We start from the raw sequence: 21931 nt of genomic DNA on the forward strand, positions 1-21931 counted from the left end.
CCAAAGCAACCCTTTACCAAGCGTTCCACCTTCCAGGCCTCAAACCATTCTTGAAAGAGACGTGGCCCGCCTTCCCACCTTGCTGTTCCGTGTCCGTGGGGGTGCCCGATGAGCGACGACACCCAAACCCCCGATGACGGCCGCACCTGGGAAGAACGCCTGTTCGACGGGGTGACCACCTGGCCCAAGGCCAACCCCAAGAAAGCGGCCGCCTTGGCGGTCCTCCTGGTGGGCCTTGCGGCTCTGTCTTGGCGCTACCCCGTGGCCCTGCTCTACACGATTTGGCTGCGGAAGCAGCCCGTTCCCGCCCTGGTGTTCGGTGCCTTGGTTGGCATCGTGCTCTGGGTAGCCAAGGGAGGGGCCTGACTGTTTCACCGGGGTGGACAAATGTCCACCCCACCCCCCTTTCCCTTCCATGGCCGGGCACCCGGCAAAGGCTTCCCCCATGTTCCGCTTTGTTAAAAAGGCCGCTTCCAAGGCCACCGCTTCAACGCTCAACAAGACCGCAAAAGTCCTCAACACCGAGGAAATCAAGGACAACGCCACCTCAGCCATCGCTACGGCGAAGGCTTTTTGGGCCACTCGCAAGGGCACCGACCGCCGCGAAACGTTCGCCAATGCAGTGGCCAGGCGTGGTTTGACTCATGACGACCTGGCAACGCTGTATCGCCAGCACGCATTCATTGCCTACCTGACCCTGGCCTTTGCCGTCGTCGCAGTCGGCATCGGCGCAAGCAACGCCCTGGATGGCAGCCTGGGCGGATGCTTGGCAGCCCTGGGTGCGTTCTTCGCCATGGCTGGGTTCTTCTTCCGGGCCAGTTTCCGGGCGATGCAACTGGACCGCCGTGAGCTCCATGGCGTGAGCGTCTGGGCCAGGAATCCCCTCGACTGGGTGCCAGGGTGGACCTATGAACCGTTGCCCGCCAGCAAAGGGGTGCGCCGTGTCTGAGCCTGCCAACCTGCGGGGCCGTCGCCCCGCCAAAACGGGCCCTTTGGTGAGCGGTGGTCGCGTGCAGTTCGTTGACACCGCCGAGGCCGTGGAAGAGTTCCGCGACACTGCCGAGGCAATCGGCCGCAAGCCGGCCGACTGCGCCAGGGAAGCCCTGCGCGACTGGACCGCAAAGACCAGGGCCGTCTATGACCTGGGCCGTTACCTGCTGGTCTTGCTGATGCTGGGCCTGTCGCCTGCCGCCTTTGCGTTCGACGTTCCCGACACCGACCTTTCCAAAAAACTGTTCCTGGACAAGCTTTTCCCCGAGTTGACAGGGGCCGGGGGCGTGTCGCAACTGGCTGCGCCCATCGGCGCTTTCAACAGTGCAGTGCTCATTGTCGCCGGCATCCTCGTGTTCTACACGCTGCTGGCAGGCACGCTTTCCACGGCGCACGATGGCGAGTTGCTGGGCAAAAAGTGGTCCTCGATGTGGATTCCCATCCGGACCACCTTGGGCGCGGCTGCCATCATGCCAACGTTCGGCGGATTCTCCCTGGTGCAGGCCATGGTCATCTGGCTGGCGCTCCAAGGCGTGGGCATCGCCAACCAAGTCTGGGGTGCATTTGCCGATAACCCCATGGCAGGCGCGGCTTACGTTCCACCCTCTGAAATCAAACGCATCGAGCGGACGGCGGGCAGCCTGTTCCTCATCCACGTCTGCCGCGTCGGGATGAATGAAGACGGGAAGTTGACCACCGACTTGTCACCGGTTGGGTTGCGGCCCCTGGTTGTGAACATGAAGCCTATCGAGACGGGCAGCAAGGTGGGGTTTGAAGCCATCTCGGATTCGGGCTTTTCTTGCGGCCGGGCCATGTTCGATAAGCCCACGGGCAAAGAGTTTCCCGCCACAGACAACACTGCCGCGTTTGCTCGCTCCTTGATTGACCCCAACGCGTTGTCCAAGCAAGTGTTCCCCACGCACGTGGCGGCGCTCAACGCCTTGAATGCGCGCATGTCTGCGTTGGCCGAGGCCTATGCGAAGAGCCGGTATGACAACAATGGGTTTGGTAACTCTGCGCTAGTAGCCCCGGAAATCAAGGCCGCAGCGCAGGCCTACTCTGATGCCATCCGCGCTTCAGTGAACGCGCAGGTGGGGGCTCTTCAAGACGCTGGTTTCAGCCAAGCCATGAAGCAAGACGGTTGGATGGTTACCGGGGCGTGGTTCGTCAAACTGGCGCACTCGCAGGACGCCATCGCCAGCGCTACTTCCCGCTCTGCTGAAATCGCTGTCCAGGACAATATGGGCAGGTATGCACACGCCCAGTTGCTTTGGGCCGAAGCCAGCCAAGCAGTGCAAGACGTTGAAGCCCCAGGGGTTGGGCAGGTCGGATCTCCGCGCTCTAATGAACTCATCGACAAGCTTTTGGGCTGGGTCATGGAAGCCGGTCGGGGCGTGGACCCTGATGGAATGAGTGGGCACCCGCTCGTCGCCACAAAGAACACCGGTGAGATGATGAAGTCGTGGGGTATCGGCATCTACACCGTGGGCAGCATTGCACTGACAGCGGCCGGCGTTATTGCGGGCAATGTCTACGGCAAGGGGCTGGGTAGCGATATTTCGCTCATGGTTGTCGTTGATTTGCTCACCGGCCCGTTCTTTGCGGTGGTTGGCCCCCTGGTCCTAATGGGGGCAGTTCTGTCGTCTGTCATCCCGATGATTCCCTACGTCCTTTGGATTGGAGTGGTTCTGGGGTGGATGGTGCTGGTCGTTGAAGCAGTCATCGCATCGCCGCTTTGGGCCGTGGCCCACTTGGCTCCCGACGGGGACGGCGTGGTGGGGCGTGGTGGCCAGGGCTACATGCTGGTGCTGTCACTGACCTTGCGGCCGGCCTTGATGGTGCTGGGTTTCATCTGTGCCGTGGCCATCTTGGTGCCCATCGGTGAGTTGTTGAACTCCACGTTTGCCGCTGTGTTCCGCATGAGTGTCATGCAAGACAACGCTTCTTGGGGTGGGTTTATCAATGTCGTGATGGGTCTGGCCATCTATTCAGTGCTGATGATTACTGTCATGACAAAGGTGTTTGCCCTCATCCACACCATTCCCGATAGCGTGCTGCGCTGGATTGGTGGTTCTGCTGATAACGTGCTGGGGAGCAATGCTCAACCACTGGCCGGTGCCGTTGAGGGCCAATCCACGGCGATGCTGGGTGCCGGCGTTGCCGCTGGCGCGGTGACTCAAAAGCTTGGCAGCCAAATCGGGCAGATGGCCAAGGAAAGCGCTGCGAACAAGCATCGCCAGGAAGAGACGGCCGAGCGCCAGCAGCAGGTCGATTTCGGCAACCTGGAACGGGCTCGCGGCGACGCCTGGAACGCAGAAGAGAAGCAGGAGCGCGGCGGTGGAACGGCCGCGGGCTCTGAACGTGCGGCCCATGCCCAGGCCAAGCACGGTGAAGCCGCGTTGACCGCTGCCGGGCATATGAACCCCGAGTTTGGTGCAGCCCTGGGGGAAGCCCGTGGACAAGGGCCCGAGGCCGTGAATCGACTGATGGCCGAGCATGCCAACAGCGGGGAGGGCGCGGAGCCTTACCAGCGCCTGGTTAGTGAGGCCCAGGGTGCATTCGGCAAGGCGCAGGGTCATATGGCGGCCACCGAGGCCCACCTGGCTGCTGCTGCAGCCAAGGCGGCCGGTGGCGCGTTGATGGGTGGGACGCCATCCGGTGGGGCGTCTGGTGACTCTGGCAGCGGTTCTAGCGGTGGGAATGGGCTGGAGCGCGCCACGGCTCAGATTCAGGCCTTGGATAGCGGCTCTGGCCCGCACTACGCCAACAGTTCCGACGCCATCGATGCAGCCTGCCAGGCCGACCCGGAGTTTGCCCAGGGCTACAAAGACGCGGTGGCCAACGGCCAAGGGGAAGCGTTTGTGGGGCAGGCCAAGGAGTGGGCTGGCGTGCGTGCTGGCCAGGTGCGCAACAAGGTGGCCAACGGCGACGAGAAGGCGTTGCCACTGCGTGCCAGCGATGCCGTGCTGCTCCGGGCCGGCCAGGATGGGGTGCTGTAATGGCCCCCATTCCCACCTTGCCAAACGTGACGAATCGAACCCGCGACCGCTTGCGGCGCGGCGACGAATACGCCCGAATCCTTGACCGGTTGGAACGCCAGGCGATGGTAGACCCCGACGAAGAACTGCGCCGGCAGGCCTCGTTTGGAAACGCCGAGGCGGTTGCCGCGCTGCTGGACGTGGGGGTGCCGGCGACGGGCACCGCCCTGCGGTTTGCTCTGCTGGCCAGGGGCGCAGACGGGGGCCTGACCGCCCGGCTCATCTTCGACGCCGGGGGCAGGATTCCGGTGGACCTGTTGCACTGACCAGGGCGGCTTCGGCCGCCCTACCCGTTACGGGTTGCGGCCGTGCTTGGCGCGGAAATCGGCTTCCATCTTTTCGCACGCGGTGGCAATGAAAAGCTTGGTGCCAGGGTCGAAGCTCTTGCGCTCGTAGTCCTTCCAGCACAACTCAATGGCATCGCGTTCCCGCTGCCGTTCCTTGCCTTCGGGTGTTGAGCCAATGATTGAGCCCAGAACAATCATGAAAACGAGGATGCCGAGGCCGCCCAAGAACAAGAAAAGCAGCACGCGGCCGATGCCGCCGCCGCTTTTTACCGGCGGGGCAACAATCGCCGCGTTCCCCGTGACCGCTCCGCATCCCGGGCAGGCTACTGCGGTTGAACTCACTGCATGCCCGCATTCCGCACATGTTCCCAGTGCCATCGTTTTTCGTCCCTGTTTTGGTTCGTTGATTGTAATGACTAAAGCTAAAAACTGCGGGTTTGCTCACACTCCCGGACTTGCCAATAATATTATATAATATACTATTATAGTATCCCAACAGAAAGGAGCCTGCCATGGCCCACCGCACTCACTTCAACATCGCCGCCCACACTGGCCCCATCACGGGACGCTTTGAAGTGGACATTGACCCCAAGGTTCGCGCGAAGGAAGCAGCCGCCCGCGACATGTTCGCAAGGTATGCGGAAAGAGCCCGCACGCTTCAATCGCTTCCTGTGAAAGACGCCGACTCCGCCATTGCGGCCTGGCTGAACCCCACGGCTATTAAATAATATTATATTATATAATATTGGACCGCCATGCTTGATGCGCTTCACTCTCTCGTTGATTACTACGCCGACTTGGTGGACCAGGAACGCCGGTTGATGGCCGCCGTCTTGGCACTGCCCTTCCTCCTGGTTCTGCTGGCGTTGTCCCTTTGGGTCGCCTGGCTGGAACGTGGGGAACCCGGGCAGGGCGACGCCGGCAGCACGGGGACTTCTTGGACCGCCTCCCAAGAGCCCCAGCGTGGGACACCGCCGACACCCCCGGAACGTTCGGTTTGGCAGTTACACCCGCAAAGCATCCGATTCCTCAAAGCGCACGGGGAAACCATCGCCTTGGTCCTGTTCTACATGTCGGCCCTGGCTGTGGCCCGTCAGTTCGTGAACTGAACGGCTGCAATCAAGGCAAAAAAAGAACCCCCAAGCGCTTGACAATATAATATTATATGCTATTATAGCACCTATAGACCACCAAGGAATGCCGTCATGGCCCGCCGTCTCTCTACCGCTGCACTGTTCGCTCTTGCCGCCCTGGCAGCGCCGGCCGTTCTCGGCGTGGTCGTGCTGCTGGCCTTCGGCGGCGTTCGCCTCTTCTAACCTGGAGCCTCACCCATGATGACCCCCGCAAAACCCCAGGCAGTTCCCAAAGCCATCCGCGTGGTCAACGCCAAGGGGGGTGTGGGCAAAACCATGTGTTCCCTCCAAGTCGCGGGCGCGCTGGCTTCCGCTGGTCAGAAAGTCCAACTGATTGACCTGGACCCCCAGGGCGGTTCTATGACCTGGGCGGGCATCGCTCGCAGCAAGGGCAGGGAACCCACTTTCCGCGTCGGCACCTCGCCCGTCGCTGGCTACGACTGGACGGTATACGACCACCCGCCGGGCCTGCCGCAGTCCGTGAACCTCGCCGGGGAAGTGGCCTTGGTTCCCACTGTGATGACCAAAGGCGACTGGGCCGCCACGGTCCGGTTCATTCAGGAGTTGCAGGCCCAAAACGCCCGCTTTCTGGTGCTGCCCAACCGCGTCGAAAACACCTCTGACCAGCAGGACATGATGGCTCAGTTGTTCCCTGAACAACCCTTCCTGCCGAAGCGTTCGGGCTTGGTCCGCGCCTTCAACAACGGCGTGACGGTCTACGACGAAAAAAATGGCGTCCCGCTTGGCCAGCAGATTCGCCAAGAGTTCGATGTGGTCATGGCCGCACTGATGGCGCTGTTGAAGGGTGAACCTTCGCGCCGCTACTCCCCCAACGGCCTCCCGCTTTAAAGGATTTCCCCATGCATAAGAAAGCCCCCACCACCAAGAAGCCGTCCACCGATTGGGCCGCAGAACTTGGCAACCTGGGCAACGTCGCCGATGAAGTGGCCTTCAAGCAGACGTCCGCCGCGTTCGATCATGAGTTGAGCATGCGCGGCCCTGGGGCTCCCTTGGCGCAGGTCCAAGCGAAGATCCGGGCCGGCTCTGGCTCCGGCGTGACCAACGTCCTGGTGCGGGTTCCCAACGACACCTTGGAACGCATCAAAACCCACGTCATCGGCAGCCACACGTCCGCCGTGGCCGTGCTGGCGGACGCCATGCTGGACTACCTGGAATCCAGCGGCCAGACCTTGGTGAGCCGCGAAAAGGACAAGTGACCGGATACCCTCATGCCCTCGCCTGTTTTTAGTAGTGCGGCGAGGGATTGACAAGTTCAAATCCCTCACTAGCTTGAAGTCATCACCCCTAAAGGCCCGCCCTCCATGTCCATCACGCTCAACGGTTCCGCCCTCGGCACCCAACAAATCCGCAGCCTGGCCAAAACCGATTCCTGGCAGTCGCCGAGTGAATACGTGGACCCCACCACCGGCAAGGTCTACCGGGCCGAGACGCTGGGCGAACTGTTGGAGCAGTTGGACCAGGCAGGGGTGCCGCTGTTCGATAACGAAGAAATGCGGAAGCGTGGGCTGACGACCCCGGGCGGGAAGGCCCCGGGTGGGGACGATGAAAGCCAGTGGGAACGCCTGCTGATTGACCTGTCGGCGTATCAGAACCCGGAGCGGGCCCGGGAAATCATCCTGGACGCCCTGCGCAACCCCCAAGCCACCGCGACCAAGAACCAAGGGCAAGGCCGTGTTGCGGATTACCACATGCGCGGCAAGCGCGCGGTCATCGCGCACGAAATCCACCACGACGACGAGCGCGGCCCTCACTTCATGGCCCAAGTGCACACCACGGCGCTGGACCAGGCCGGCAACGGTGTAACGCCCAAGTTTTCGTTCACCCGTGGCGAGTTCCGCCAAGCGATTTTGCGCGACATCAACCAGCGGCTGGCCGAAGAGGGCATGAGCGGCCTGGTGTTCCGCATCCGCGACGAAACCGGGGCGAAGGTGGCAGAGCGCAAGGCCCAGTTGAACGCCGAGGAATCGGACGAATACAAGGCCGCAGCAGAGAAGGGCGAGTTGCCCCCTCTGCTGGACGAAGACAGCGCCGACGAAGTGGCCGAGCAGTTGCCGTTGTCCACGCGCAAAGAGACGCTGCGCAAGGCGGCCCAGGAAGTGGGCGCGGAAGCGGCCAACCTTTACGCCCAGGCCCAGGCGCTTCAAAAGCAGAACGCCATCTACCGGGGCGCGCTCCGTGCCCTGGAAAAAGAAGAATCGTTGGTTGCTCGCGTTGGCCACTTGGAGAACCAGGTGCAGGCCATCCAGCAGCAGGCTGCCGAAGCCGAAGCGGCCAATGCCGCCACGATTGCCGAACAAGCCACGCTGGTGGCCCAAGCCGTTGAACACGCGGAAAGAACCACTTTTGAGCTTGAAACGACGCAACAGCAAGCCGCGAAGTTGTCCGAAGCGCTGGACGACACCAAGGCCGAACTGACCGAAGCGCAAGGCGAGTTGGCAACGGCCAGCGAGCAGGTGGAGCAGTTGGAAAACCGCCTGGAATCGACGGGCAAAACGCTGGCCAGCGTCGAGCAGGAGCGCAACGACTACCGCGCCCAGGCCGCTGGCCTGGACAAGGAACTGACCGCCGAACGCGAGGCCCGCGCGCAGGACCAGCAGGCCCACGCCGCCACGGTCGAGAAGTTGCGCGGCGAACTGGTGGACGTAAAGCAACAGGCCGAAGCCGACCTGGCCACCGTTCGGGGCGAGTTGAAGGCCGAGCAGGCCGCGCGCCAGGCATCCGCGCAGGAGCTTGAAAAAGTTTCTGCGGCCTTGGCCAGCGAGAAGCAGGCCCGCAGCAACGCCGAACGCGACCTGGATGGGACCAAGCGCCAGTTGTCGCAAGCCATCGAGCAGGGCAAAACGCAGTTTGAAGCCCGCGAGAAGGCCGAGGCTGCCAACGCCTCGCTGCGCGAAGAACTGGCCGCCTTGAAGGCCCAGCAAGCGGCGCAGGCCCAGCAGTTGGCCAGCGAACAAGCCGCCCGCGCGCAAGCCGAGCAGGCCGCCCGTGACGCCCTGGCTGGCAAGGCAACGGCCGAAGCCCAGCGCGACGCCCGTCCCACCCCCGAAGCCATGGCAGAGGTGCAAGCCGCACTGGCCAAGACGCAGGGCCAGCGAGACGAACTGCGCGAACGTCTGGAACGGCTGCTGGCCAACGCGCCGGCTCCTGGCAATAACGGCCCCTCCGGCAACACCCCGGGCGCATGAGGTCGGGGACGATGAAACGACAACCAGGTAACCGCTGATGAAAATGGCCACCCCATCCACGCCGACCGCTGACGATGAGGTGGCCGCCCTTCTTGCACAGGCCGATGCGCTGGTGGATGCCCGCAAGTCTGGCGGTCCGCCGGAACCGCCGAAGGTGCAATGGGAAGACGTGGACTTGCTGAACGAAGTGCGGCGCAGCGTGCTGTTCTTCCGCCCCTACGCCACGTTTGACCGCCCTCTGCCCACGTTTGAAGATGTGACAGCAGAGGGCGCATTGATGGATGGCCAAGCCCAAGCGTGGCGCAGCCGTGACCGTGACCCCGCCGGCCCATGGTTGGCCCTGGCGTTATCGCCTCGCCACGCGGTGGCCGGCATTGAAACCGACGTGGTGGGCTGCTGGCGTCATTTCTGGCGCATCTGGCGCGCCGAACTCGTGGATGGCGAGGACTGGGAAGTGCAGGCCGGGAGCCACCCGGCCGCCCAGGAATGGTTGCGCCTGGCGCTTCAAGAAGCGGTCACCGGGCGCGGCGTTGTCCGGGTGTTCCCAGCGCACACCGACGCGGCGGCGGTAAAAGAAACCCAAGAACTGGCCCATGCCGGCAGGGCGCTGGGATACATGAGTGCCTGGCGGCGTGCCAACGGGGAACATCGACGTAAAGAGCCGCCCAAACGCTCGCTGCCCGAAATCTACGCCGAAGCGGTGGCGGCCGTTCAAGAAGCCAACGCCTTGTTTCATGCCGCTCAGGCGGCCGTCGACGTCAAACGAGCGCAACGGGCAGAGGTTCGTCGCCGTCGAACCTCCGAACGGCTGGCCCAACCAGTTGCCACGTGGCTGCATGAAAAGGGGTGGCGGCAGTCGCCAGCACTGACAGCACTGGACCGGGAACTAAGGCGGGCGAACGCCGAGGTGCAAAGCGCCAAGGCCATGGAAGAAGAGGCCCGCGTCGCACTGGGACGCCAACAGGCACTGCGAGACGAGGCGGGCACGGGGTGGAAAAAGGCCCTTGCCGACAAGGCGAATAGTGCTACAAAGGATGGATAGTTCCCAGTGTTCCCAAAGTTCCCACGCCACCCCAAACTAACTCTTGACAATATTATATAATATACTATAGTATAGTTAGTTGACCACCCAGGAGCGGACATGGCTGCACCCATGACCACCAAACCCGAAACAAACACCGATGAAACCCTTTGGGGAACCAAAGAAGACGAGATGCGCCTGCTGATGCAGGACGAAGAAGAGTTGACGCCGCCAAGTGACGACCCGTTGTCGTCCGGCCGTGTCATCTACGACGGCCCGATGGGTCGCATCGCCTCGTCGGGGTTTTGGAAAGAAGACAAGGAGGGGGCTTGGTATTGCGTCCACCCCTTGCCGCTCTGGCCGGTGGAAATCATCGAGGCCGCCGCGCCGGACGGCTCTAAATCGGTCTACGTGCGCGTGCGCTTCGCCCGCATCCACGGCGGGGTTGGGGAAGTCAAACTGCCGCTGGGTGAACTGGGCGGCTTCGGCCGCAAAGACCACCCCCTGGTGCGCGCCGGTTGGAAGCCCCCCACCAACAAGCGGGCGGCAGCGGTTGAAGAAATGCTGACCTACTGCATCAAGGAGCATTCCGAACGCCGCGTGTTGCCCACCCGCGAAGGCTACGAAACGGCCGGTTGGGTGTCGCACGACCAGCACGTGCGCCCTGGCATGGACGTTTACGTGGGCCCGGCACCGGGCTCCACTGTCACCGCCGGCACCAAGGCGCAGTGGCAGAAGACCATGACCGAGCTCATGGAAGACAGCGGAATCCTGGCGTTCTGCGTCGCTGCCGCCTTGGGCTCTATGTTCCGTGGCGTGGTGCCATTGCCCCATTCCACCAGCCACATCCTCAACCTGACCGGCGCGCCGAGCCGTGGCAAGACCACGATTCTTAAAGCCGTGTCGTCGTTGGCCGGCGTGCCTGACAAACCCTCTTATGTCGATGGGGCCAGCACCGCCCGAGGCTTGGAAAACCGTTTGGCATCGAGCAACCACGGGTGGTTGCTGGTGGACGAAATGGACCAGTTGTTGATGAAGGACGCGGACGGCGGGGCCACCACTCTGATGTTCATTTCCAACGGTGGCGGCCGCGAGAAGGCCACGCAGACGGGGGGCACCATCACCGGGGCCACCTGGACGGTCACGGTGCTGTCCACTGGCAACAAAGCGCTGCTGGACCTGGCCGCCAGCGCGAAGAAGGGCGAAGCGCTGACCACCCGCATTTTTGAGCTCGACATTTTGGACGGCGACCTGACGACCTTCACCGAGGTGTCGGCGTTGCCCAGTCGCCTGCATGCGCTGTCACAGAACCACGGCTGGGGTTACCCGGCCGCCGTGGAAGCCATCCGCAGCCGTCGAGGCCATTGGGTCGAAACGTTCTACACCTACGATGAAGAACTGCGCGGCAACCCGCGTTTGTCGGCGATTTTCAGCGACCAAGCGCGCCTGCTGGCGTTCTTTGAACTGGCGATGTTGGGCGCTGACCTGGCCGGCGAAATCATCAGTGAGACGGCTGGGGCCGCTGCGCACGAAGCCATCAGCGCGGCCATGGCGCGCTATGAGCAGGAGCCTGAAAACGCCATCGGGCAATCGCTTCACCGCCAACACAAACTTCTGCTGGACCTGCATGAGTGGTTGTCATTGAACGCGGGCCGATTCCTCTGGAAAGGCTACGCCCACCGGGAGCCGGTGCGACGTTACAAAGACACCGCCGGGCAGGACTACGTTGACGTGTCGGAAGAGCAACGGCAGACCGAACAAGCCCGCCACCTGGCCAGCATGGCCATGGGCAACGCACGCGGGGCGCTGGGGCAGATTCATCAGGTCCGTTTGATGGATTCCGAAACGGATTTTGAAGGGACGCTGGTGCTGGGCGCAGCCGCCCTGGATGAGTTGGAGCGCAGTGCCGGCATCGACCGGGCCGAACTGACCACGGCCCTCAAAACGTTCGGGTTGCTCCAATCGAACGAGAAAGACCGCGACGGCTACAAGTTGTCCACGTCGCTGGCCCGGCAACTGGGCGGCGGCTCCCGTGGCCTCAAAATGCTGCTGCGCAAACCCGACCTGGCCGAGCAAGCCCGGTCGTTGGCCTCGCATGCAAAGCGGGGGGCATGGCGTCCGGCCGGCTTGGCCGATTCGGACGACTACGAGGCCCAAAACGGGGATCTCTGGCACACCCAGGACCAACGCGCTCTCCAAGCCCATGGCATCGCCGAACAGGGGCGCGATAGCATGGACGAACGGCTGGAAATCCCCGGGTTTGAAGACGTTCCTAGCCTGGACGATGCCGAACACATTGCACGACTCTTTGAGGGAACGCCATGAGCCTGCCTACCGTTGCCGCCGTTCAAAAACCGCCAGGCATTGCCATCGGTCCCGTGGTGTTCCCAGTGGAACAGGACCACACCACCCGCCAGGTCTATGCCGAGATTCCTGGGGTGGGCAAGGTTGTCGCTGCGGACCTCAATGCCCTGGCGGCCCAGGTGGAAGGGTATTTGGCTGGCATGGCCAAGAAGGTGGAGCGCATCACCCAGGAACGCCGGGCCGATGAACTGGCCAAGGCCAAGGCCAAGCGCGACGCCGCAAGGGATGCGATGCGGCAAAAGCTCGACCGAGACACGGCCAAGGCCTTCCAGCGTGAGGCGCTGGCCTACGCGTTCATGGCCCTGTTGTTCGTGAGCATTGCCGCGCCGCAGAGTGCACCAGCCGCAACGACGGCAGCACGCCAGAAACTGGGTTAACCGCCACCAGGCGACGGGGTGCAGACCTGTCGCCTACAGTGGAGCCCTCGCCCTTCGGGGCGGGGGTTTTTTTCAGGGGAAGGGGAATCGAATGCCGAACAAGCAAGGCGTTGACCGGCTGGCCGAACTGGCCCGAGAAATGATGAGGTCTGACGACCTGGACACCCAGGAGCGGGGCGAACGGCTCATGTTTGAGGCGGACCGGCAGCGCGGTGAGATTCCCACGATGAAAGACCCGCCTGGGCTCGTCAAACGGCTCCTGGGCTCGCTTGTCCTAGTGTTCGGGGGCACGGCCTTCCTATGGGCCACAGCGGGCTGGAAAGTCGCCCTGGGCGTGTTCCTGGTGGCTTGGGGCATCGAACTGCGGTTGCAGGTCAACGAGGCCCTGACGAAGCGCCTGCGAGAGACGCTGACCTGGTAGTCAGCGGCTCTTCTTGGCAACCGCGGATTTGGCCGCAGCATTGCGCTTTGACTGGCCAACTGGCCGTTCTGCAGCAGCCCTCGCCGCCACCAGCCTGCCCACGTCCACCTGTTTGACTTTGGAACCGGCCACGTGTCGCTTACCTGCCCGGCTGACAGTGCCGAGGACGGCAGAAGCGTCCACATTGATGACCACTTGCTGGCCGGCCACGGTGATGACCTTGTTGGGCTTGACCGTCTTCCCGCCCTTCTGGCCTTTTGCGCTCAGGGCCATGGCACCTTTCGCCCCCATGCGCTCATGAAGGTGATGGCGGAACGTCTTTGTGTTGATTTTCGTGACCACGACCCCGGGCAGTTCGCCGGCCAGCAAGGGGTTTTTGTCCAGCAGATGCAGCAGGTTGAACGCCGCCGGACCTGGGTCGGATTGGCCGCTTTCATACCGCGATACGCCGTTGTGGCCGCCGCCAACCAACAGGCCGACTTCGCCTTGGGTCAGACCCAAGCGCTTGCGCATGGCCTTGAGGTGCGCACCTTCTTCCTTGCGTGATTGCATCACCAGCGCGTCGCCCGCATCGGCAAAACGCTGGGCGCTGCTGTCGTCAAAAAAAACTTCCTCGCACACCTGGCAACGGTCGCCCGAAAGGTCGCCAACGGACCCGGACAAGTCGCCCACAACGACGGGGAACGCTTCTCCATGGAAATGCACCAGCGAACCAGCCGAACCGCACACAGGACACTGACCGACCGCGAGGCGGGGCAGGGTGTTGGTGTTCGTGGTCTTGGTGTTCATGGTCATTTCGCCTTGAATGAAATAACGAGCTTTGGGCTCTGATGAGAGCCGGGTGGAGGCAACACGATTTGGAACTTCACGTATGCCAACCCTTTCGGTGTGGAGACGTGGTAGACGTCTTGCCACAAGGTTTCATCGTGATACGTGGTCATGGCCTTGTAGAAGCAACCAGGGCCATCCATGCCAGCAATAGAAGCAATAGCATCGGCGAGGCTGAGGCCCATTGCTTGGAAGCCTTGTTGCGCGCTGAACGTGAAGCACTTCGCCCCGTGTTGGGCAACGACCGCTTTGACCTGCCCAATATCGAAATGGGGAGTGAGCTTTTCCAGCACCCCATCGGTCCGTCGAGTCACGCCTTTGGGGAGTTTTTTGGGTGGCATGGGTTTTAAGCCTATGTGTGGAAGTGGTCATCCCTGTCCTCTCCATGTGCAAAAAAATACCCCAATAGGGGAGTTTTTTCAATGCTTGACAGTCTAGTCTAGATTGATATGTTGGGGCCGATTCATCCCGCTTCGCATGTCTGGGTGGGTCAGTGGAAAGGGTGAGGGGGCTCCGGTGACGGGGCCCCTTTTTTGTGGCCTGGCAGGACGCCGGCCATGCTTCCGGGGCAGGGCACGCCCGCGTCGTGCGGGCGCAATCTTTTTCAAGCGCCTGGATTCTCTTCAACCACCAGCGTTTCACCACGGCTTTCGAGCTCGGCCAGCGCCCAGTCAATCAGAGCCACCATCGACGGCCCAGGTGCACCGTGCACGCTCGCCTTGACCCGTTCGGACAGCGAAACGGGGAGCAAGAAGAACGCCTGCTTTGAGAACGTCACGCCATCGCGTTCCCGGGGAATCGCGGCTTTCATGACAACCCGGGTGTCATCAATGGCGGGCTGGGTGGTGTGCTTGAAGAGGGGGGAATGCATGGGCGGGTCTGGACTGGACTAGAACCCAGACAGCGTAAAGCAAGCCGCCCGGTTTCGTCGGGGGCTTGACTATATTATATAATATGCTATAGTCTCATTGTAACGGGAGGAAACCTCGCCAGGACCTCCCTTTCTTCCGACCCCGTCAGTATAGACTGGACTAGACTATATAGGAGTTCCGCCATGAACCGTTTTGCTCTTGCCCTCGCTGCCTTTGCCTCGCTGGCCTTCGCGACCGCTGCCGTCGCTGGTGAGGTGGAAAAGGTGGCCGTCCCGAACGTGGGGACCATCACCTACGAACACCTGTTTGATGCCGTCAGTGAAGCCAGCGAGGGGCTGGATGACTTCATGGCCCGCATCTCGCCCCGCTTGCGTGCGTTCTCGGATGAAACCGGCTTTGAGGCGTGCGGCGTGGTGGCACGTAACGACGATGGCCGCTTTGCCGTGGCCATCGGAACAAACCACTCTCACGTGGCTTGCGTGAACTTCGCCAGCAAGGTTCCCCAAGGCTTTCAGCCGACGATGGAAACCATCCACAGCCATGGCGGTGAAAAAACGTTTGCCGCCAGTGCCACGGACATTGCGTTGCTGGGCAAGGACGCTTTTGGTTCCCGCTCGCGCACGTCGCTCCGCGTGACAGGACAGAACCTGCACATGTTCAGCCAGACGGATTACCACGGCGGTGCCGGTTACCTGGCCACCCCGAACGGGGCCATCTATCAGAACGGCCCTAAGAGCGTGCGGGAAGTGGCGGCGCGTTAATTGCCGCCACCGCCCTTGTCGATGCCTTGAACACGCCATTGCGCGGTCACGGTTCTAGAGAACTGCTGACCCGTGGCGCGGTGGGTCACCGTCACCGTTGCCGTCTTGTCATGGGGTGAGTTGACGGAAACCCGCACTTGCTCAGCGGTGCACGAGGTCGCATTGCCCACGCAGTCGCCGGACCACTGGATGGCGTATTGCGACAAATCAACGCTAGAACGCAACCAGAACACAGCGGAAACTGGTGAGGTGCGCATGTAGAACTGGCCGGGCTGGATACAACCGCCGTTCCAGGTTTCAGGGCCTTGATTGGTTTGTGCCCCCGTAAAACTACAGGTGGCATCAAGGGTAAGGACAGGGGCCACGGTAACGCAGGTGTTCGATTCATTGCGCCGGTTGCCGGTAGCGTTCCAGGCAGACCACCCGCCATACGTGGGACCAGGTGCAACCGTGGTGCCGGCTGGGCAGTGGTAGGAACGCTGACGCGTGGCCACCTGTTCCGCTTCCCACGTGTGCGCGCCCGTTTGGCCAGCCGGGCAGGCCTGCGACGCGCCAACCCACTGGGTGGTGCTCTCCGTTTCGGGCCCCGGGCACGCGGTGCACGTGTTGCCGGTGTCCGACCATGGGCCTGGCTCTGCCGAGGCCCAGGCCTCTGGACACGACCAGGTGCGCGTCTGCTGGACCATGCCCCACGTGCCGGCGGGGCAGGTGGCCACGTTTTGATAGTCCGGCCCCGGTATGGTGCAGCGGGACAGTGCCGGCGGATTCGTCGGATTGGACGGCGGGATGGATGCGCCTGGGCCCGGGGTGACCGGTGCCGGCGCTGGTGTCACCGGAGCAACAGGAGGCGGAGCCACGGGCGTGCCAGGGCTCACCGCCCCAGGGGTGCCAGGCGTAGCATCGTCCACGCTGGGAGCCCCTGCCACGGGGCCCGTGGGGGTGGTGGGGGCGGGAGGGTTGGCACCACTCGGCGGAGCCGGTGGCAAGGTCAGCGAGGGCGTGGCGACGGCGCTGCCGGCCACCAGGCCGGAATAGAACACAAATGACACCTCATCGCCGCCCAGGCGCTCACACGTGGACGCGGTGGTGGCAGGGTCGAACCGCTTATCAGGGAACACCGATTCACTGCCCACGCGGGCATCCCACACGTTGCCCGCCAGCGAAGACACCAGCGGCACGCAGGCGGCCTTGGGCACGTCTCGCAACCGCACCAGGAACGCGTCAGCAGGGCGCGAAACGGTGAAGTCGGTGAACGTCACCGTGCCGCCCCACGCGTTTTCCAAGCGGCCGTTGCGATAGAGGCGGCTGGGCATCAATCGGTCGCCGGTCACCAGGCTGTTGTCCAGCCCGGCAAAGTTGCCGGTCAGACCCAACGAGCGTTCGATGCGCGTGGCCGTGTCGGACAAATCGAACTGGGTTTGCTGGACCTCTGCCCGCACGTCCGTGGGCTGGAACGCCAGGAACACGGCCGTGGTGATGACCGATGCAGCGCCCAAGCCCAGGAGCAGTTCCAGGAGGGTGATGCCCCGCGCGCGCCGAATGCCAGAAGCCAAACGGTTGGGTTTGAGGGTGTGCATTGGGCGGCGGGGAATCATGAGCAAAAACCTTGTATTTTCCCCTCAGTAAAGCGCGCCTTTGAGTTTCCGCAAGGTCTCAAAAGAGGCTAAAAACGAGAAAAGGCCGACTAAAATCGGCCTTTTCCTAAAAACGTGAATCATGTCGTTCATTGCGGTCCGCCAAGGTTCCGGCTGCTTGGGGATGGCGCAGGTTTGGCAGATGCCAAGACGTCGCGCAGCGCGTCTTTCAACTGCTGACGGTCGGCCAGCAGGCCCGCATTGGCGGCTTCCAGTTCCACCACACGCGCCCTCAGGGCGTCCAGCTCGGCATCGGAGCCACCACCGGAAGGGGATGGGCTGGCAATGGCCGCCACGGGCCGCTCAGGAGCCCCAGCCAGCGTTTGCCGGTCGGTCTGTCCCAGGGTGATGGCATCCAGCACCGCCGTGTCGCCCTTGGCATGGTCCAGCGCCGTCCTGCCCAGGTGGTCGGCCACGTCCAGGCTGGCCCCATGAGCCACCAGCAGGCGGCAGGCTTCGCCGTTGCCTCGCCTGGCGGCCACGTGCAGCGGCGTCTGGCCGGTGCTTTCGTCCCGGGGGTCCACGGTTACCAGGCCGTTGTCCAGGAGTAGGGCCAGCGCGGCCGGGTCGCGGCGCTCGGCGGCCACGTGGAGCGCGCAGCCTCCTGCAGGAGCCGCCAGCGGGTCGCTACCCGCGTTGAGCAGCACGCCCATGGTGTTGGCGTGCCCCGCCGATGTGGCCACATACAGGGGCGTCATGCCGCACCAGGCGGCGGTTGGGTCGGCCTGGTAGGCCAACAGGGTTTTGACTTGGGCAGCCCGGCCATTCTTGGCTGCGACGTGCAGGGGCGTGGCCCCGTCGCTGGTGCGCTGGTTCACGTCTGCGTGGCAACGGTTCAACACGTCGGCCAGTTCCGCAGCGTCGCCCTTGAACAGCGCCACCCACATGGCTTCTTGCGGATTGGCGGCGGCCAGCGGTGGGCTGGGGCAGCCTGCCAGGTCCATGGCGTCCACCTGGGATTGAAGCGTTTCCCGGTGCTGCCCGTTGGGCACGTCCACCAGGTCAGGGTCCGCACGCAATAGCATGTCGAGCACGGCGCGCTGTTTCGTGTCGACGTCGATGCGGTCCATACCCAGGTCATAGCGATAGGCCTGGGCCAAGGCCACGTGTGCCGGCGTGTTCCCGTTCTTGTCGAACCGGCGCAGGTTGGCCCCGCTGTCGATGAGGTCGGCCAACGTGGCGGTATCGCCCGATGCAACGGCGTGGTGAACCGGGTCCACCACGCGGCTTTGAACGATGAGGTATTGGCTGGGCGATTCGCCCTCATGGTTTTCCAGGAACGGGTCCGCGCCGGCTTCCAGCAGCACCTCTAACAGGCGTTCGTGCCCGTTACGTGCGGCGGCCAGCAACGGCGTGTCGCCGTCCAGGTCGGCCGCGTCCACGTGCATGCCCTGGGCGAGCAGTTGGCGGACCTTCCCCACGTCCCCCTCCCAGGTGGCCCGGTGCAGTTCGGTCACGCCGTAGAAGCCCGGTTCCAGGGCGGGCAGTTCGGGGCCAAAGGCCTGTTTCAACAGGCCCAGCCGCTCATCCATGGGCGTTTCATCGAACGCCGGTTGGTCCATGGTGCCGTTCGGGTCGGCGTATTCCTGCCAAAGGCGGAAATCTGCGGCTATCTGGGCGTAGGTAGGGCGGCGGCTCACAGGCTCACCCCCTTGGGCTGGGGAGCAGTAGGCGCAGGCTCGGGCTCGTCGCCCAGGACGCGTTGAAGGGCCGATTTGAGGCCATCGCGCTGGCTCCGCAGGGCCACGTTTTCTTGGCGCATGTCCCAGATGCTGACCGGGGTCAAATCGTAGTCGTCGGCGTAGGTCTGGACCGCCTCACGCGCCGACAGGTCGGCATAGCGGGCCAACACGGTGTCATCAATGCCGGCGTCTTCGATGTTGAGCGCGTAGCCCGTCAGCAGTTCGCTGTTGAACTCGGCACGCCAGGCCTGCGCCTGCGCCTGGTCAGCGGCCAGGTTGGCCACCGCTTCGGGAGCCGGTGGCTCAATGCCGAGGAACTCCACGATTCTCTGGGCATCCGCAGCGGCGCGCATGAGCTCGGCCGGATCTTCTTTCAGCACCTTCACCCAACTGGCGATGTAGGCGTGGTGTTGGCCAGGGTCGTGGCCAATGCCCAGCGATTCCCCCGCCATGTAAGAGGCGAACTCGGCCCGCAGTTCTTCGCGCGCGTAGGACTCCGACCCGAACGACCCGGAGAGGTCGCGCGCCAAGCGCGACGAATGGCCCGTGGCGTGGCCAGCCTCATGCAACGCGGTGGCGAAATAGCCATCGCGCGTTGGGAACTGCGACTGGTCCGGTAGAAAAATCTCATCCGTGCTGGGGCGGTAAAACGCACGATCGCCCGCGCCGTGATGAATCGGCACGCCGGACTTTTCCAAGACCGCTTCGCAGGCTGCATGCCGCCAGGCTTCCGGCGGCGGGGGCGGTGGCGTGTATGGCGGCAAGCCGTCGATTTGCGAGGCGTGGAACACCTTGGGGAAGCGGAACACCAAGCCGGTTTTGACCTTAGCGTCATCGCTTGGCGCGTTGTCGTCGCCATCGGCCCCGTCCTCGCGTTTGCTCCATCGGCGAACGCTGACAATCTCCGTAGACTTCTCGCCTTTGCGCACCTGGCCACCGACTTGCACCGCTCCGGCGTAGGTGTAGAAACGCGGGTCATCGCTGCCCAACTCATCCATGCGCATGAGCAAGGCGGGCACGTTTCCGCCCTTGTAAACCGTGCGTGTCACCGGGTTGAAAGGCAGGCCGCCTACGCGCGGTTCGCCGGCTTTCCAGGGCTTCAACCATCGCGGCAGGTTTCCGCTTTCCAGCGCGGCGATGGTGGTATCCGCCAGGCGCTTGGCGTGGTCGTCCCACTGCTGTTTCGGGCTGCTGCCGCTGGCCGCTTTGCGCGGCTTCTTCTTCGCCGTGGCCATCACTCGCCCCCTCGCCGTTGCTCGTTATCAAGCAACTCGCTGTCAGTGATATCGGGGCGCAGCGTGACCAGGCCACCTTCCAGCAACATCGAGCGCACCAGGTCCAGGGCTTCGTCCATGGTCATGCGTTCGGTGCCCGGCAGCACGTCATCAAAAATCGGTTCTTCCAGGCGGTAGATGCCCCGTTCGTCGCGGCTCACGTCCACGACGGCGGACGCGCCGATTTCCTCGCGTTCGGTCAGTGCGTCTTCTTCAAAAAAGCCGTCCGGGTCGGCAGCTAATCCGGCGAAAACGGGTTCGCCAATCAGTCGGTAAATCTCGGGCATGGTGGTGGTCCAGGTGGGGGAGAAAAAAGCGGCGCGCTTGGCGCGTGACCCACGGACGGGACCAACACAACAGGCAGCGAATCAGGGGGGCAAGGCATCCGCACGAAGTCGCCGGCAGGAGAGGGCGAGAAATCGACGGGCACGGCAAAAAGGGTGGCGCGTTGCTTCGGCGGGCTGGCGGTCAGCAGGCCCGCCACCTTGAAGCGGCGGGCGTTTCCCGCCGCAACGTGGGCCAAGCCCAGGCCGCGCTGGCACGAAACAATGGCCTTGCTGTGCAACCCCATGAGGATGGCAATGCGCGACGCCGGCAGGCCGTCGAGCGTGAGCAGGCGGATGCGTTCGCGTTGCTCGGGGGTCATGCGTTCAATCCCCGCAACCAGGTGTGTGCGTTGAAGCGCGGAACTCTTTCCCGGTCTTCGTCAACGGGCGCTTTGGGCGCTTTCAATGAAGCCAGGTGCCAGCGGTTGCACTCTGCGCAGCGGTAAACGCTGGTGACCGCAACGTGCCAACCAGCGCGCTTGCGAGTAGCCAAGAACCGCCGGGCTTCGCTGTAGGAATAGCCGCGCTTTCCGGTCGCTTCGCACTGGGTGAAGCGGAACGGTTCGATGAAAGAGAGATGCTGCCGCATGACGCCCCCCTTAAAACCGCTTCTTGGGCGGGAGGACGACCGGGGCCGGTTCGCTCGACAGCACGCCTTCTAAGGCACCGCGCAAGGCGTCGCGTTGCTGACGCAACAGAGTGTTTTCTGCTTCCAAGGCATCCATGCGCGACACGGCAGGCGGCAACGCTGCATCTAGTTCAGCCTCACGATATGCAGCGTCTAGCAGTGCCTGGCCCCGTAGCCCATGGCTACAATCGCGTGGTGTGCGGCCACGCTCGCAACGCGCGGTTGGGTCGGCACCTCCCGCGAGGAGCACCTCCATGACGTCGGTATTTTTTTGCGTGGCGACCAGGTGCAGGGGAGTCCTGCCATCGTCCAGCCGGGCGTTCGGGTTCGCGCCACCGGCCAGAAGCGAAGCCACCACGTTTTTATCGAACAGATTGGCCGCGTGGTGAATAGGTGCCCAGCCCTCGTTCCCCGCGACGTTGGGGTCAGCGCCACCGGCAATCAGCGCGGAAACCGTCGAAGCGTGGCCACCCCCAGATGCAAAATAGAGTGGAGTGCGCCCGTATTCGTCGCGTTCGTTGGGGTCAGCGCCACCAGCAATCAGCGCAGAAACCGTCGAAGCGTGACCAAACGCAGAGGCTCTGAAAAGGCATTCGGAATCGGTCGGTTTGCCATTCATGGGGGCGCCCTCAAACGACCAGTGCCAGGGGCGCGCGATACGCCTGTTCCCAGGCATCGTTGCGCTCAGCCCGCGCTTTAAGCGCTGCCCAGGTGCGGGCCTGCTTTTCGCCTGCCTCGCCTTCCAACGCAGGGAGGCCAAAGGCCTCCCGTGCAGCGGGGTCATTGGCAGCCAAGCCTTTGGCTTTCAAAGCGCGCCGGACGGCCAGCACAGTGGCGTGGTCGGCGTCCTCGTAGCGCTCGCAGTGGGCCAGCGAGCCGCAGGCCTTCAACTGCGACAGCGGCCAGGAGCGCGACGGCTCCCGCACGTTGGTCAGCACGTCCGCATCGCGGCCATGCGCATACCAGCGGCCGCCGTTGTCGCTCTTGCCCTCGGGGCGCTCGATACGGGCCTGGCGGCGGTCATAACGGGCCAGCGCGGCAAGGGCTGGGGCAATCAGGGCTTTGTTGAGTTCGGCTGGGTTGCTTTGA

26 protein-coding genes are annotated in these 21931 nt (G+C 63.4%); 14 read left to right on the forward strand and 12 right to left on the reverse strand.

The features are described 5' to 3' along the window. Positions 1-108: 108 nt before the first annotated feature. The 4 genes from ACVOLQ_RS19400 (at position 109) to ACVOLQ_RS19415 (ending at position 4294) form a co-directional block, all read left to right on the forward strand. Complete coding sequence (locus ACVOLQ_RS19400; RefSeq protein WP_481528993.1) at positions 109-366, forward strand: hypothetical protein; 258 nt, start codon at positions 109-111, stop codon at positions 364-366. A gap of 79 nt (positions 367-445) precedes the next feature. Next, positions 446-949: a hypothetical protein gene (locus tag ACVOLQ_RS19405; RefSeq protein ID WP_481528994.1), complete on the forward strand. Its 504-nt coding sequence runs from the start codon at positions 446-448 to the stop codon at positions 947-949. Positions 950-1010: 61 nt separating this feature from the next. Further along, positions 1011-3989 (forward strand): DotA/TraY family protein, encoded by a 2979-nt coding sequence (locus tag ACVOLQ_RS19410; RefSeq protein ID WP_481528995.1) that lies wholly within the window; start codon positions 1011-1013, stop codon positions 3987-3989. Beyond that, positions 3989-4294, forward strand: a complete 306-nt coding sequence (locus ACVOLQ_RS19415) for a hypothetical protein (protein ID WP_481528996.1) — start codon at positions 3989-3991, stop codon at positions 4292-4294. The genes ACVOLQ_RS19410 and ACVOLQ_RS19415 overlap by 1 nt, the downstream gene beginning before the upstream one ends. Before the next feature lie 27 nt (positions 4295-4321). On the opposite strand, the gene ACVOLQ_RS19420 is transcribed toward ACVOLQ_RS19415, so the two are convergent. Further along, positions 4322-4693, reverse strand: coding sequence for a hypothetical protein (locus tag ACVOLQ_RS19420; RefSeq protein WP_481528997.1), 372 nt, complete (start codon positions 4691-4693; stop codon positions 4322-4324). A 134-nt stretch (positions 4694-4827) separates the two neighbouring features. On the opposite strand from ACVOLQ_RS19420, the gene ACVOLQ_RS19425 reads away from it, so the two are divergent. The 9 genes from ACVOLQ_RS19425 to ACVOLQ_RS19465 all read left to right on the forward strand — a co-directional run bounded on the left by ACVOLQ_RS19425 (position 4828) and on the right by ACVOLQ_RS19465 (position 12837). Further along, positions 4828-5043 carry a hypothetical protein gene (locus ACVOLQ_RS19425; RefSeq protein ID WP_481528998.1) on the forward strand — a complete coding sequence of 72 codons (216 nt, stop codon included), beginning with the start codon at positions 4828-4830 and terminating at the stop codon, positions 5041-5043. 27 nt (positions 5044-5070) lie between these two features. Beyond that, positions 5071-5424: a hypothetical protein gene (locus tag ACVOLQ_RS19430; protein ID WP_481528999.1), complete on the forward strand. Its 354-nt coding sequence runs from the start codon at positions 5071-5073 to the stop codon at positions 5422-5424. A gap of 222 nt (positions 5425-5646) precedes the next feature. Beyond that, positions 5647-6297, forward strand: a complete 651-nt coding sequence (locus tag ACVOLQ_RS19435) for a ParA family protein (protein WP_481529000.1) — start codon at positions 5647-5649, stop codon at positions 6295-6297. 11 nt (positions 6298-6308) lie between these two features. Next, positions 6309-6665 carry a hypothetical protein gene (locus ACVOLQ_RS19440; RefSeq protein WP_481529001.1) on the forward strand — a complete coding sequence of 119 codons (357 nt, stop codon included), beginning with the start codon at positions 6309-6311 and terminating at the stop codon, positions 6663-6665. A 105-nt stretch (positions 6666-6770) separates the two neighbouring features. Beyond that, positions 6771-8654, forward strand: coding sequence for a hypothetical protein (locus ACVOLQ_RS19445; protein WP_481529002.1), 1884 nt, complete (start codon positions 6771-6773; stop codon positions 8652-8654). Positions 8655-8691: 37 nt separating this feature from the next. Beyond that, entirely contained in the window at positions 8692-9696 is a 1005-nt protein-coding gene (locus tag ACVOLQ_RS19450) for a hypothetical protein (RefSeq protein ID WP_481529003.1), read from the forward strand. A gap of 111 nt (positions 9697-9807) precedes the next feature. Continuing rightward, positions 9808-12000, forward strand: a complete 2193-nt coding sequence (locus tag ACVOLQ_RS19455; protein ID WP_481529004.1) for a DUF927 domain-containing protein — start codon at positions 9808-9810, stop codon at positions 11998-12000. Beyond that, positions 11997-12416, forward strand: a complete 420-nt coding sequence (locus ACVOLQ_RS19460) for a hypothetical protein (protein WP_481529005.1) — start codon at positions 11997-11999, stop codon at positions 12414-12416. The genes ACVOLQ_RS19455 and ACVOLQ_RS19460 overlap by 4 nt, the downstream gene beginning before the upstream one ends. A 91-nt stretch (positions 12417-12507) precedes the next feature. Then, entirely contained in the window at positions 12508-12837 is a 330-nt protein-coding gene (locus tag ACVOLQ_RS19465; protein ID WP_481529006.1) for a hypothetical protein, read from the forward strand. On the opposite strand, the gene ACVOLQ_RS19470 is transcribed toward ACVOLQ_RS19465, so the two are convergent. The 3 genes from ACVOLQ_RS19470 to ACVOLQ_RS19480 form a co-directional block, all read right to left on the reverse strand. Continuing rightward, a complete protein-coding gene (locus ACVOLQ_RS19470) occupies positions 12838-13626 on the reverse strand; it encodes a type II TA system antitoxin MqsA family protein (RefSeq protein ID WP_481529007.1) in 789 nt (262 codons plus the stop codon). It lies immediately after the preceding gene. Between the two features lie 2 nt (positions 13627-13628). Further along, on the reverse strand, positions 13629-14006 hold the full coding sequence (locus ACVOLQ_RS19475; protein WP_481529008.1) for a type II toxin-antitoxin system MqsR family toxin: 378 nt from the start codon (positions 14004-14006) through the stop codon (positions 13629-13631). A gap of 263 nt (positions 14007-14269) precedes the next feature. After that, the gene (locus ACVOLQ_RS19480) at positions 14270-14536 is read right to left on the reverse strand and encodes a hypothetical protein (protein WP_481529009.1); all 267 of its coding nucleotides are present in this window, start codon (positions 14534-14536) and stop codon (positions 14270-14272) included. A gap of 183 nt (positions 14537-14719) precedes the next feature. Here ACVOLQ_RS19480 and ACVOLQ_RS19485 point away from each other — a divergent pair, with 183 nt between their 5' ends. After that, positions 14720-15298, forward strand: a complete 579-nt coding sequence (locus tag ACVOLQ_RS19485; protein WP_481529010.1) for a hypothetical protein — start codon at positions 14720-14722, stop codon at positions 15296-15298. Here ACVOLQ_RS19485 and ACVOLQ_RS19490 read toward each other — a convergent pair. The 8 genes from ACVOLQ_RS19490 to ACVOLQ_RS19525 form a co-directional block, all read right to left on the reverse strand. Continuing rightward, positions 15295-16893 (reverse strand): type 4 pilus major pilin, encoded by a 1599-nt coding sequence (locus ACVOLQ_RS19490; RefSeq protein ID WP_481529011.1) that lies wholly within the window; start codon positions 16891-16893, stop codon positions 15295-15297. The two genes, ACVOLQ_RS19485 and ACVOLQ_RS19490, sit on opposite strands and share 4 nt — an antisense overlap. Before the next feature lie 128 nt (positions 16894-17021). Further along, positions 17022-18572: an ankyrin repeat domain-containing protein gene (locus ACVOLQ_RS19495; protein WP_481529012.1), complete on the reverse strand. Its 1551-nt coding sequence runs from the start codon at positions 18570-18572 to the stop codon at positions 17022-17024. Next, on the reverse strand, positions 18569-19849 hold the full coding sequence (locus tag ACVOLQ_RS19500) for an ArdC family protein (protein ID WP_481529013.1): 1281 nt from the start codon (positions 19847-19849) through the stop codon (positions 18569-18571). The genes ACVOLQ_RS19495 and ACVOLQ_RS19500 overlap by 4 nt, the downstream gene beginning before the upstream one ends. Continuing rightward, positions 19849-20175, reverse strand: coding sequence for a hypothetical protein (locus ACVOLQ_RS19505; protein ID WP_481529014.1), 327 nt, complete (start codon positions 20173-20175; stop codon positions 19849-19851). The genes ACVOLQ_RS19500 and ACVOLQ_RS19505 overlap by 1 nt, the downstream gene beginning before the upstream one ends. Next, positions 20154-20534 (reverse strand): hypothetical protein, encoded by a 381-nt coding sequence (locus ACVOLQ_RS19510; RefSeq protein ID WP_481529015.1) that lies wholly within the window; start codon positions 20532-20534, stop codon positions 20154-20156. The genes ACVOLQ_RS19505 and ACVOLQ_RS19510 overlap by 22 nt, the downstream gene beginning before the upstream one ends. Then, complete coding sequence (locus tag ACVOLQ_RS19515) at positions 20531-20803, reverse strand: hypothetical protein (RefSeq protein WP_481529016.1); 273 nt, start codon at positions 20801-20803, stop codon at positions 20531-20533. Before ACVOLQ_RS19515 ends, ACVOLQ_RS19510 begins: the two co-directional genes overlap by 4 nt. A 10-nt stretch (positions 20804-20813) precedes the next feature. Beyond that, positions 20814-21461: an ankyrin repeat domain-containing protein gene (locus ACVOLQ_RS19520; protein ID WP_481529017.1), complete on the reverse strand. Its 648-nt coding sequence runs from the start codon at positions 21459-21461 to the stop codon at positions 20814-20816. A 10-nt stretch (positions 21462-21471) separates the two neighbouring features. Further along, positions 21472-21931, reverse strand: a 460-nt coding sequence (locus ACVOLQ_RS19525; protein WP_481529018.1) for a hypothetical protein, incomplete at its 5' end; no start/stop codon positions are given.

This window comes from Stenotrophomonas sp. STEN031 (genome assembly GCF_056759975.1).